This window comes from Kluyvera georgiana, assembly GCF_050990895.1.
Classification (GTDB): Bacteria; Pseudomonadota; Gammaproteobacteria; order Enterobacterales; family Enterobacteriaceae; genus Kluyvera; species Kluyvera georgiana.
On sequence record NZ_CP158865.1, the window covers coordinates 1,772,703 to 1,785,534 of the forward strand.

At 55.6% G+C, this 12,832-nt stretch carries 9 protein-coding genes; 7 read left to right on the plus strand and 2 right to left on the minus strand.

From position 1 onward, the window contains the following. The first annotated feature begins 142 nt into the window (after nt 1-142). Nucleotides 143-985 (plus strand): DNA-3-methyladenine glycosylase 2, encoded by an 843-nt coding sequence (alkA, locus tag ABTW00_RS08385; RefSeq protein ID WP_433640142.1) that lies wholly within the window; start codon nt 143-145, stop codon nt 983-985. Here the strand turns inward: alkA and ABTW00_RS08390 are convergent. After that, nucleotides 937-3,207, minus strand: coding sequence for a PAS domain S-box protein (locus ABTW00_RS08390; protein WP_433640144.1), 2,271 nt, complete (start codon nt 3,205-3,207; stop codon nt 937-939). The two genes, alkA and ABTW00_RS08390, sit on opposite strands and share 49 nt — an antisense overlap. 355 nt (nt 3,208-3,562) lie before the next feature. On the opposite strand from ABTW00_RS08390, the gene udk reads away from it, so the two are divergent. From udk to asmA, 3 genes are all read left to right on the plus strand, one after another. Continuing rightward, nucleotides 3,563-4,204 carry a uridine kinase gene (gene udk, locus ABTW00_RS08395; protein WP_001575945.1) on the plus strand — a complete coding sequence of 214 codons (642 nt, stop codon included), beginning with the start codon at nt 3,563-3,565 and terminating at the stop codon, nt 4,202-4,204. A 77-nt stretch (nt 4,205-4,281) separates the two neighbouring features. Next, entirely contained in the window at nt 4,282-4,863 is a 582-nt protein-coding gene (gene dcd / locus ABTW00_RS08400; RefSeq protein WP_032281180.1) for a dCTP deaminase, read from the plus strand. A 26-nt stretch (nt 4,864-4,889) separates the two neighbouring features. Beyond that, nucleotides 4,890-6,734, plus strand: a complete 1,845-nt coding sequence (asmA, locus tag ABTW00_RS08405; RefSeq protein WP_433640147.1) for an outer membrane assembly protein AsmA — start codon at nt 4,890-4,892, stop codon at nt 6,732-6,734. Nucleotides 6,735-6,775: 41 nt separating this feature from the next. Here the strand turns inward: asmA and ABTW00_RS08410 are convergent, their stop codons facing one another. Next, a complete protein-coding gene (locus ABTW00_RS08410; RefSeq protein ID WP_433640149.1) occupies nt 6,776-8,356 on the minus strand; it encodes a TerC family protein in 1,581 nt (526 codons plus the stop codon). A gap of 643 nt (nt 8,357-8,999) precedes the next feature. Between ABTW00_RS08410 and ABTW00_RS08415 the strand changes: the two genes are divergently transcribed. From ABTW00_RS08415 to wzc, 3 genes are read left to right on the plus strand one after another with little or no spacing between them, the layout of a single operon-like run. After that, nucleotides 9,000-10,133, plus strand: a complete 1,134-nt coding sequence (locus ABTW00_RS08415) for a polysaccharide export protein (RefSeq protein WP_064544301.1) — start codon at nt 9,000-9,002, stop codon at nt 10,131-10,133. A 5-nt stretch (nt 10,134-10,138) separates the two neighbouring features. Continuing rightward, the gene (wzb, locus tag ABTW00_RS08420) at nt 10,139-10,582 is read left to right on the plus strand and encodes a low molecular weight protein-tyrosine-phosphatase Wzb (RefSeq protein ID WP_433640151.1); all 444 of its coding nucleotides are present in this window, start codon (nt 10,139-10,141) and stop codon (nt 10,580-10,582) included. 2 nt (nt 10,583-10,584) lie between these two features. Then, complete coding sequence (gene wzc / locus ABTW00_RS08425) at nt 10,585-12,747, plus strand: tyrosine-protein kinase Wzc (protein WP_064544307.1); 2,163 nt, start codon at nt 10,585-10,587, stop codon at nt 12,745-12,747. Nucleotides 12,748-12,832: the final 85 nt, after the last annotated feature.

The window sequence follows — 12,832 nt, forward strand, 5'->3', positions numbered from 1 at the left end:
CATCCCCATGCCAGTGAAGAAAGGGGGGCGACTTTAGCGGAATGTGGTGATGGCGGCAACAGGAATATGAAAGCAAGGTTTTCCCATGGATTAACCGCTATGCTGTAACGCAATCACTGCTGCCTGACGATAAGGATGAAGGATGTTTGAACTGCCCTGGCTGCCGCCATACGACTGGCGCTGGATGTTCGGTTTTTTACAGGCGCGTGCGGTCGCAGGTATCGAATGTTTTCATGATCAAAGCTATACCCGCAGTTGGAGGCTCGGGCCTCACCGCGGGCTGATCGCCATGACGCCGGATCCCGCCCGCCAGGTGCTGCGGGTCACGCTGTCTGCCGGGCTGCTGCCGGTCGCTGACGAAGCGCTGATACGGGTGGCGAAATTGCTGGATCTGCACTGCGATCCGCAACAAATCGCGCGCTCGCTCGGGACGCTGGCGGCGGCAAAACCGGGGTTACGACTGCCCGGCGCGCTGGACGCCTTTGAACAGGGCGTTCGAGCGATTCTCGGCCAGTTGGTGAGCGTGACGATGGCCGCGAAGCTGACCGGGAAAGTGGTGGCGCTGTATGGCGAGCCGCTCGCGCCGGACGCCTCTTTCTCGTTGTTTCCTACGCCAGAGCGGCTAGCGGCAGCAGACCCGGCGGCGCTGAAAGCACTGGGCATGCCGCTCAAACGGGCCGAAGCGTTAATACATTTTGCCCAGCGTGCGCTTAGCGGCGAACTGCCGCAAACGCAGCCGGACGACGTGGAGCAGGCGCTAAAGGCGCTACAGCAATATCCCGGCATTGGCCGTTGGACGGCAAACTACTTTGCGCTGCGCGCCTGGCAGGCGAAAGATATCTTTTTGCCGGACGATTATCTGATTAAGCAGCGCTTCCCGGGAATGACGCCCGCGCAGATTCGCCGTTATGCCGAACGTTGGCAGCCCTGGCGATCTTACGCGTTATTGCATATCTGGCACGCCGATGACTGGTCGCCTTCGTGATGCACGGGCGCATAAACCGTCACGATACCGCGACCGTTATTTTTTGAGGTGTAGCAGGCGGCATCGGCCTGGACCAGCACTTCCGCCAGCTGGGCGTTATGCTCGTGAATCAGCGTTAACCCTGCACTGGCACCGACACGGTGCAGCCGTCCTGCCCAGGTAAATTCATAATGCTTGATGGCATCGACAATGCGCTCGGTGGCGTTAAGCGCCTGTTCGGTGGAACAGTGACGCAGAATAAAACCAAATTCATCACCGCCGAGTCGCGCCAGAATATCGCTGGGGCGTAGCAGCGAGCGCATGAGGCCGGCAATTTCGTGCAGCAGAGCGTCCCCGGCCGCGTGCCCGGCGCTATCATTGACGGCCTTGAAGAAATCGAGGTCGAGCATCACCAGCGCATGCGACTGATATCCCCCCGGCAGCAATTTCAGCAGCCCTTTCAGCTGGCTTTCAAAGCTTGAACGATTGGGCAACTCGGTGAGCGCGTCGTGGCTGGCGCTATAGCTGAGCTGGCGCAGCAGGCGGCGCGACTCCGTAACGTCCTGAATGACCAGCACGAAACCGATATGCTCACCTTCCTGGGTGCTGAGCGGCGTCATGCTGTGATGGATATCAAAGCAGCCGCCGTAGCGGTTATGCAGGACTTTGTTTAGCTCGATATCGCTATCCAGATTTTCATCACTGTACAAGTTCTCCAGCCGTGGGCCCTGTTCTCCTTGCGTAATAAACAGGATCTCGCGCAACGATTTCCCCTGCGCTTCAGCCTGCTTCCAGCCGCTGATTTTCTCGGCGACCGGGTTCATAAAGGTGATATTTTGTTGGCTGTCGGTGCTGATCACCGCTTCACGAATCGAGTCGAGGGTGATGTGCAGGCGTTCTTTTTCCTGGAACAACGCCTCGTTGGTTTGGGTTATCTCCGCCACCAGCCGTTTGTTGGCTTCGCGACTTTTTTTCAGATCGTTAATATCTTCAATCTGCTGGATGAAATAGAGCGGCGTGCCGTCATCGTTGCGCACCAGCGAGACGGCCAGCAGCGCCCAGACCGCCTCTCCGTGGCGGGTACGATAGCGTTTTTCAAGCGAGTAGCTCTCAATTTCACCGCGGGTCAGACGGTCCAGCTGTTCAAGGTCTTGCGCTAAATCGTCGGGCCAGGTGACCTGTTGGAACGTCATTTGGTGTAGTTCTTCCGGGGGATATCCAAGGAACCTCGCCAGCGCTTTATTGACCTGTAACCACTGCCCATAGGCATCGACTATCGCCATACCGACGGCCGAGTATTCCATCGCGTTACGAAAGCGGGTTTCACTTTCCGCAATGCGACGCCGCTCACTGTATACGGCATACATCGCGATGCTCATCACCCCCGTGGGCAGCTGTACCATCAAGAACGGCAGCCCCAGCATATTGCTCAGCCGGTAGTTGTTAAGGGTATTTTCAATGTTCTCCTGTACCAGCGGATGCTGCGCGGAGAGGGTCAGAACCATCATGATGATGAGTAAAAAGATCAGGAAGGCTTCAATACGCGGTAGACGTACCGCGCTCCACATCATGAGCACCATAATGAAGGTAAAAGGCCAGGGCAAATACAACATGGCGATCGCGCTGAGTGCGAGGGTGATAACCGCGGTCAGTATCGTCGAGACCAGCAGCGCGCGGTTACGATAACGCTGAAAAGAGTCTGCCCGGATGAGCATTCCCAGCGGAACCAGCGCCAGAGCACCGGAGGCATCCGAGAGCATCCAGACCAGCAAGGTCTGGAAGGCATGGTTTCCGGGCGTCAAACTTGCCACCACAATACCGCTCAAAAATGGCGGGATCAGCGCGGTGGCGATCGCCATTTGGGTCCAGTGGCGTAAGTTTCTGAGCGGATTGTCGAGGTTCAGCCAACGGCGCAGCAGTAACGCGCCCGCCAACGCTTCCATAAGATTGGTCAGCGGATGAAGCAGCCCATTTTGCTCGGGGGCGTAAAGCGCGGTGGCGAGAACGATCCCCAGTACGCCAGCAACGCTCATGCAGGGCCATAGCGAACGGTTAACACGGTAGAAGGCGACGGTCATGATGGCCGTCGGAAACCAGACCGGCGACAGCACGTTATGGGCGTGCATGAGTGATAATGAAAAGAGGGTGAACAAAAAGGTCGCTGTCCACAAACCAAACAGTATTTGCAGCGAGTGTTGTCGTGATGCGGGGCGGAGAGAGCTAAAGCTGATATCGTTCTTCATTACCACTGTTTTTCCGGAGGCGACGCTGCTCCGACCATGCTGAAACAAGCCGTGATTATGCAACAACATTAGCGGAATTTATCAGATCCGTGATGCTAATTGACAATAATCATCAATTTGTGTCACCTGTAATATTATATTCACTAATGTATGGGGGCAGCAGAAACTGACGCGTGGGCGTTTGGTCTTTTGTCATCGCCGATCGATGTATTCGACTAGTATCGTTGCCCTGAAATCCCTATAATTGCCGCGTTTGGCGCTGATACACGTGACTATTCAGAACGTTTCCTCTTGAATACTATTGTCTATTCGTGCCGTCCTTCCTATCATCCAGGTTAATCGGGTCACAAAATTTATGACTGATAAGTCTCATCAGTGCGTCATTGTAGGCATCGCCGGCGCATCGGCTTCAGGTAAAAGTCTTATTGCGAGTACGCTGTATCGCGAGCTGCGCGAACAGGTGGGCGATGAGCACATCGGCGTTATTCCTGAAGATAGCTATTACAAAGACCAAAGTCATCTGTCGATGGAAGATCGGGTTAAAACCAACTATGACCACCCGAACGCGATGGACCACAGTCTGCTGTTCCAGCATCTGCAAACGCTGAAGCGCGGCAACCCTATTGAACTGCCGGTTTATAGCTACGTCGAACATACCCGCATGCAGGAAACGATTCATATCGAACCGAAAAAAGTGATCATCCTTGAAGGGATCCTGCTGCTGACCGACGCGCGTCTGCGCGAAGAGATGAACTTCTCTATTTTTGTTGATACGCCGCTGGATATCTGCCTGATGCGTCGCATCAAGCGTGACGTTAATGAACGCGGTCGTTCTATGGACTCCGTCATGGCGCAGTACCAGAAAACGGTGCGTCCGATGTTCCTGCAGTTTATCGAGCCGTCCAAGCAATACGCCGACATCATCGTGCCGCGTGGGGGCAAAAACCGCATCGCTATCGATATTCTGAAAGCGAAAATTAGCCAGTTTTTTGAATAACTCACACGAATTGTGTAACGTGCAATAAACGCCCTCAACCGCGATGGAAGAGGGCCGTCGTACAAAAGGAGAGTGATATGCGTCTGTGTGACCGTGATATAGAAGCCTGGCTGGATGAAGGCCGACTGTCGATTAACCCGCGTCCGCCGATTGAGCGTATCAATGGTGCCACCGTTGACGTGCGTTTAGGCAACAAGTTTCGCACCTTCAGCGGCCATACCGCCGCCTATATTGATTTAAGCGGGCCGAAGGCGGAAGTCAGCGCGGCGCTGGATCGCGTGATGAGTGAAGAGATTGTGCTCGCAGAAGGCGACGCCTTCTATCTGCACCCGGGCGAACTGGCGCTGGCGGTGACGCTGGAGTCGGTTACGCTGCCTGCGGATCTGGTCGGCTGGCTGGACGGTCGTTCCTCGCTGGCGCGTCTGGGGCTGATGGTGCACGTCACCGCGCACCGTATCGATCCGGGCTGGTCGGGTTGCATCGTGCTGGAATTCTACAACTCCGGTAAGCTGCCGCTGGCGCTACGTCCGGGGATGCTGATTGGCGCACTGAGCTTTGAACCGCTGTCGGGTCCGGCGGCGCGCCCATACAACCGTCGTGAAGATGCCAAATATCGCGATCAGCAGGGCGCGGTTGCCAGTCGTATTGATAAAGACTGACCCATCGCAAAGCGGATGAGGGTGCCATGAGAAGAATATTGACGACACTGATGATTCTGCTGGTGGTACTGGTGGCCGGCCTGTCATCGTTGGTACTGCTGGTCAATCCTAACGATTTCCGTAGCTATATGGTCAAGCAGGTGGCTGAGCACAGCGGGTATCAGCTGCAGCTGGAAGGCTCCCTGCGCTGGCACGTCTGGCCGCGGTTGAGCATTTTGTCCGGACGCATGGCCTTAACCGCCCCCGGCGCCAGCGCGCCGCTGGTGCGGGCGGACAATATGCGTCTCGACGTGGCGCTGTTGCCGCTGCTGTCCCACCAACTGCAGGTTAAGCAGGTGATGCTTAAAGGCGCGGTGGTGCAGCTGACGCCAGAGACCGAAGCCATCCGCGACCAGCGTGCGCCCGTGGCGCCAAAAGGAACCTCGCTGCCTCAGGAGCCGGGCGATCGCGGCTGGTCATTCGACATTGCCGGGCTGCAGCTCATTGACAGCGTGCTGGTATTCCAGCATGAAAACGACGAGCAGATGACGGTCCGCGATATTCATCTGCAGATGGAGCAGGATGCCGGGCATCAGGCGACCGTCGATTTTTCAGGCCGCATGAACCGCGATCAGCGCGACCTATCCCTTCGTTTCTCCGCCGCCGTGCAGGCGGGTAATTATCCGCAGAGTCTTGACGCGCAGCTGTCGCAAATCAGCTGGCAGCTTCAGGGGGCCGATCTCCCGGCCCAGGGTGTCAGCGGCAACGGCAGTGTGAATGCCAGCTGGCAGGAAGGGGAGAAGACGCTCAGCTTTAATGCGCTCAACCTGGTGGCCAATGACAGCACGCTGACCGGTAAAGGCAGCGTGGTGCTGGGCGATAAGCCGGTGTGGTCGCTGGACCTCCAGTCTGACAAGCTTAACCTCGATAACCTGCTGGTGCGTTCGGATATCCTCGTCAACGGCGGCGCGCAGCAGGCGCAGTCGGCGCCGAGTAAACCACGTCCAGTGATAGCCAACGGCGTCAATTTACCGCCTTATAGCGGTCTGACGAGCTTCGACGGATCGCTGTCAATGACCGCCAACCAGGTCGTCTGGCGCGGGTTGCCGTTTACCCATGTTACCCTGCAGGCCACTAACCAACGCGGGCTGCTGCGTATCTCTCAGCTGGAAGGTTCGCTGGCGGGGGGACAGCTGTCGCTGCCGGGCACGCTGGATGCGCGCAGCGGGACGCCGTTAGCCAAATTTCAGCCAAAGCTCGATAACATCGAGATTGGCAACCTGTTGAAAGCCTTCAACTACCCGATCAACATGGTGGGCAAACTGTCGCTGGCCGGTGATTTCTCCGGTTCGGTCATTGATGCTAACCACTTCCGCCGCGACTGGCAGGGGCAGGCGAATCTTGAGCTGAAAGAGACTCGTACCGAAGGGTTGAACTTCCAGCAGTTGGTGCAGCAGGCGGTTGAGCGCAGCACTGACATCCGTGCGCAGGAAAACTATGACAGCGCCACGCGGCTGGATGAGCTGACGACCGATATTGACCTCGATAGCGGCATTCTTACGCTCAATAATATGAGCGGGAAATCCTCACTGATGCAGATGACCGGTAAAGGCACCCTCAATCTGATGAAAGAGGAAGGCGATCTGCAGTTTGGTATTCAGGTCACTGACGGCTGGCAGGGGCAGGGCAAGCTGGTGGATATGCTGAAATCCACGTCTATCCCGCTGCGCGTTTACGGCAAATGGGAAGCGCTGAACTACAGTTTGCAGGTAGACCAGATCCTACGTCGTCAGCTACAGAACGAAGCGAAGCGCCGGTTAAATGACTGGGCGGAGCGCAATAAGAACACGCAGTCCGGTAAAGACGTCAAGCAACTGCTCAATAAACAGTAGCCTTGAGATAAGCCCGGCGGCATTGCGCCGCCGGGAAAGCGCTACACTTCGTAATCCCATTCTTCCTGCGGTGGCGGGATAATCTGCACTTTCTGCACCCTGTGGCTCTCAACCTGCAAGGTTTTCAGTTTCCACGGGCCAATCTGCACCTCTTCTCCGGCTGTAGGAATACGCTGCAGGTGCTCCATCAGTAGCCCGGCAATAGTGTGATACTCACGCTTTTCATCCAGCGGCAGCGGGATGTACTGCACCAGGTCTTCCAGCGGCATGTGGCCGTTTGCCGTCCAGCTACCGTCGGCATTTTTCTGGATATCATGGCGCGCATCAATCTCTTCAGCCTCGTTTGGCAGGTTCCCGGCAATGGTCTCGGTTACGTCGCTTAACGTCACAATCCCCTCGACCGAGCCAAACTCATCCACCACGAAGGCAAAGTGGGTACGTGCGTTGCGGAACTGTTCCAGCGCCGAGAGCAGCGGCAGCGCTTCCGGGAAGACCAGCGGCTGGCGGACCAACACGCGCAGATCCAGCGGCTCACCACGCAGCGACTGCTGCAACAGGTCGATAACGTGCACCACGCCGAGCAGGTCTTCTTCTTCATCACCACCGGTCACCACCAGACGGGTATGCTGGTTTTTCTCCAGCAGCGCGCGAACTTCGCTCTCCGGCGCGCTAAGGTCGATGTGCTCAATATCGTGACGTGAGGTCATGATGCTGCTGACGGTACGCTGGTTAAGGTTGAGCACACGCTCAATCATCCGCCGCTCCTGCGGGTCGAAGATTTGCTGATCGTCCTGGTCCACCAGCAGCGAGGCGGTGCCGACGTCGAGTTCGGCATCTTCTTTTTTGCCGCTGAGCAGACGCATGACCGCTTCGGTCGTGCGGCTACGCAGCGACTGATTGGCCGTGAGGAAGCGACGTCGGTTGAAGATAGCCAGCTGGTTTAAGAACTCAATCATCACCGAGAAGCCGATAGCCGCGTACAGATAGCCTTTAGGAATGACAAGACCAAAGCCTTCTGCGACCAGGCTAAAGCCAATCATCAGCAGGAAGCTCAGACACAGAATAACGATAGTCGGGTGACTGTTAACAAAGCGCGTCAGTGCTTTACTGGCCAGCAGCATCAGGCTGATGGCAATAATCACTGCCGCCATCATTACCGCCAGATGGTCGACCATGCCGACGGCAGTGATCACCGAGTCGAGCGAGAAGACCGCATCCAGCACCACAATCTGCGCCACCACGCCCCAGAAGCGCGCGCCGCGTCGCTGGGTTGGATTATCGCTGTCTTTCCCCTCCAGCCGCTCGTTGAGCTCCACCGTGGCTTTAAAAAGCAGGAAGAAGCCGCCGACCAGCATAATGAGGTCGCGGGCGCTAAAGGTGAAATCACGGATGCTGAATAAAGGCTTAGTGAGCGTGACCAGCCACGAAATAGAGGCCAGCAGCAGAAGGCGCATCAGCATGGCCAGAATGAGCCCAGTGACGCGCGCGCGGTCGCGCTGGGCTGGCGGCAGCTTTTCCGCCAGGATGGCGATAAACACCAGATTATCAATTCCGAGAACCAGCTCAATGACGACCAGCGTCACGAGTCCCGCCCAAATAGAGGGATCGGCAATCCATTCCATACGTTGGTTAAAACCTTATGTTACAAGACAAATTGATCATGAATAAAGCCGCGGCAAAATGCAACGTCTGCCGGTGATTTATCATGACAAAAACTAAGGATATTGTGAAAATAGGGGATAATATTTCCATGAAATATTTGATGGTGAGAAACTAATACTGCGATCTGTCAATATAAAGAAAATCCTAAAAACACTGGATTAATTAATCTTAATATTATTCTTAAAATTATTTTTTAAGCGGCAGTTACCTTGCCTGCTATTCGCTTAACTGCAACAATTCTCCCGGTACTGAATGGAATAGCCATTTATGTGCGTCATAAAATAGTCATGCAGGGGATGTTATCCCTGTAATTATATATCCAGGAATATTCCCTATTCTTTTGATGAATAGCTGGATTTCCTATAACAACATGATTTTTAGGTGAATTGGTAGCTGAAAGCCAAGGGCGGTAGCATGCCTGAAGGCGTGACGTAAAGCCTGAATTATTCTGTCAATAGCCTGCGGATGAATCCCAACTTTTTTAGGATATATGCCAGTTATATTCATCGGCAAATAAATGCATGGTGAGTTTACAGGTAATCAAATTGTACGGATTAATATAATTCGCACAGGATAATTTTCTGCCAAAGTGATAAATAATCAATGATGAAATCCAAACTAAAATTGATGCCATTATTGGTGTCGGTAAGCTTGATGAGTGGTTGCACCATACTTCCAGGCAGCAATATGTCTACCTACGGAAAAGATGTGATTAAGCAGCAGGATGCTGATTATGACATTGGCCGGATGGTGAATGTTTATCCGCTGACCCCGCGACTGATTGAACAATTACGCCCACGTCCCAACGTCGCGCAACCGAACATGTCGCTGGATCAGGAGTTAAGCAATTACCAGTATCGCGTCGGTTCAGGCGACGTGCTGAACGTCACGGTGTGGGATCACCCGGAATTGACCACCCCGGCGGGGCAGTACCGTAGCTCCAGCGATACCGGTAACTGGGTCCAGCCGGACGGCACCATCTTCTATCCCTATATTGGCAAAGTGCAGGTGAAAGGACGCACGCTAGCGGAAATTCGCCAGACCATTACCCAGCGTCTCGCCGCCTACATCACCGACCCGCAGGTTGACGTGAACGTTGCGGCCTTCCGTTCGCAAAAAGTGTATGTCTCCGGGCAGGTGAACAAATCCGGCCAGCAGGCCATCACCAACGTGCCGCTGACCGTGCTGGACGCGATCAACGCGGCGGGTGGCCTGAGCGAACTGGCCGACTGGCGCAACGTGGTGCTGACCCACGACGGTAAAGAGCAGCGCATTTCTGTGCAGGCGTTGATGCAGAACGGCGATCTGAGCCAGAACCGTTTGCTCTACCCGGGCGATATCCTCTTCGTGCCGCGCAACGACGATCTCAAGGTCTTCGTGATGGGTGAAGTGAAAAAACAGAGCACGCTCAAAATGGACTTCAGCGGTATGACGCTGACCGAAGCGCTCGGCCAGGCGGAAGGCATCGACCTGACGACCTCCGATGCCAGCGGTATCTTCGTGATTCGTCCAACCAAAGCGGGCAATAACGGCAAGATGGCCAACATTTATCAGCTGGATATGTCCGATGCGACCTCGCTGGTTATGGCAACCAACTTTATTCTCCAGCCGTATGACGTGGTTTACGTCACCACCGCACCGGTTGCTCGCTGGAACCGTCTGATCAACCAACTGTTGCCGACCATCAGTGGCGTTCGCTACATGACCGATTCGGCGAAAGATATTCATACCTGGTAACCGTCATGTTTAACAAAATTCTTGTGGTTTGCGTGGGGAACATCTGCCGTTCCCCCACGGCTGAGCGGCTGCTACGCAGTCATCTGCCGTCACTAACCGTCGAATCGGCGGGGCTGGGGGCATTAGTCGGGAAAGCGGCGGATGAACGCGCCGCGAGCGTTGCCGCCGAGCACGCCATTTCGCTCGACGGGCACTGCGCGCGGCAAATTTCTGGCCGTATGTGCCGTGAGTACGATCTGATTCTGGCGATGGAAAAACGTCACATCGCCACCCTGCATGAAATGGCGCCGGAGATGCGCGGCAAAGTCATGCTTTTTGGTCATTGGGATAACGAACGCGAGATTCCCGATCCGTATCGCAAAAGCCGGGAGACGTTTGAAGCGGTGTACCAGTTACTCGACAGGTCTGCCAGCCAGTGGGCGCAGGCACTGAAAGCACAGCAGGGATAACCATGACAGATAAAGTAAAACAGATAAGCCCATCGGTCTCGGGCAATGATGAGATCGACATTGGTCGTCTGGTGGGCACCGTGGTGGAAGCCAAATGGTGGGTCATCGGCATTACCGGCCTGTTTGCCGCCCTGGCGATTGTCTATGCGCTTTTCGCCACGCCGATTTACAGCGCCGATGCGCTGGTGCGCATTGAGCAAAATCAGGGCAGCGCGCTGGTGCAGGATATCAGTAATGCGCTTACCAGCAAGCCGCCGGCGTCCGAAGCGGAAATCCAGATGATCACCTCGCGCATGGTGCTTGGCAAAACCGTTGAGGATCTGGGGCTGGATATTGCCGTAAGCAAAAACACGTTCCCGATTCTGGGGGCTGGCTGGGAACGGCTGATGGGCCGCCAGAATGAGACGGTGAAGGTCAGCGCCTTTAACCGACCGGCGTCGATGGCTGAGAGCACCTTTACGCTTGATGTTATCAACCCAACGCGCTATCGATTGAGCAACGACGATGGTTTTAGCGCGGAAGGGAAGGTGGGTGAGACGCTGAATAAAGGCGGCGTTTCGCTGCTGGTCACCGGGATCGCCGCCCACGATGGCGCGAGTTTTACCGTCACCAAATATTCAACGCTGGGGATGATCAATAACCTGCAAAACAGCCTGAGCGTCACCGAGGATGGTAAAGAGTCCGGCGTGCTGACCCTCACGATGGTGGGTGAAGATAAAGATCAGATTCGCGACATCCTCAACAGTATTGCCAACAACTACGTGGCGCAGAACGTGGCGCGCAAATCGGAAGAAGCCGCGAAAAGCCTCGAGTTCCTCGAAGTACAGCTGCCGCAGGTGCGCAGTCAGTTGGACGTGGCAGAAAACAAACTGAATACCTACCGTCAGCAGCAAGACTCCGTAGACCTGCCGCTGGAAGCGAAATCGGTGCTCGATTCGATGGTGAACATCGATGCGCAGCTGAATGAACTGACGTTCCGCGAAGCGGAAATCTCCAAGCTGTATACCAAAATCCACCCGGCCTATCGCACGTTGCTGGAAAAACGCCGGGCGCTGGAAGAAGAGAAGGCGAAGCTGAGCAAACGCGTGACGGCGATGCCGAAAACCCAGCAGGAGATTGTACGCCTGACCCGCGACGTCGAGTCCGGGCAGCAGGTTTATATGCAACTGCTTAATAAACAGCAGGAACTGAAAATCACTCGGGCGAGCACCGTCGGCGATGTGCGAATTGTCGACCCGGCGATTACTCAGCCTGGCGTGGTGAAGCCGAAGAAAGCGTTGATCGTGCTGGGCAGCATTATTCTTGGCCTGATGCTGTCGATCGTCGGCGTACTGCTGCGCTCGCTGTTTAACCGCGGTATCGAAAGCCCGCAGGTGTTGGAAGAGCACGGCATCAACGTCTACGCCAGCATTCCGCTCTCCGAATGGCAGAAGTCGCGCGATAGCGTGAAAAGCGTCAACGGCGTGAAGCGCTACAAGCAGAGCCAGCTGCTGGCGGTGGGTAACCCGACCGACCTGGCGATCGAAGCCATCCGCAGCCTGCGCACCAGCCTGCACTTCGCCATGATGCAAGCACCGAACAACGTGTTAATGATGACCGGGGTCAGCCCGTCTATCGGTAAAACCTTCGTCTGCGCCAACCTGGCGGCGGTGATTAGCCAGACCAATAAGCGCGTACTGATGATCGACTGCGATATGCGTAAAGGCTACTCCCACGAGCTGCTCGGTACCACCAATGATAACGGTCTGTCCGAGGTGCTGGTGGGGAAAGCGACGTTTGAAAGCAGCGCGAAACGCACCTCGGTCGCGAATTTTGACCTGATCCCTCGGGGGCAGGTGCCGCCAAATCCGTCGGAGCTATTGATGGCCGAGCGTTTTAGCGAGCTGTTGAAGTGGGGCTCGGCGAACTATGACCTCGTGCTGATCGATACGCCGCCCATTCTCGCGGTCACCGATGCGGCTATCGTTGGCCGCCACGCGGGCACAACGCTGATGGTGACGCGCTATGCGGTCAACACCCTGAAAGAGGTGGAAACCAGCCTGAACCGCTTTGAGCAGAATGGCATCGCGGTGAAAGGGGTGATTCTCAACTCGATCTTCCGTCGTGCGACAGGGTACCAGGATTACGGATACTACGAGTACGAGTATCAGTCGGATTCGAAATAATAACATCCCCCTCACCCCGGCCCTCTCCCAAGGGGCGAGGGAGAACACCGAACGGTCCCCTCTCCCCTTGGGAGAGGGTTAGGGT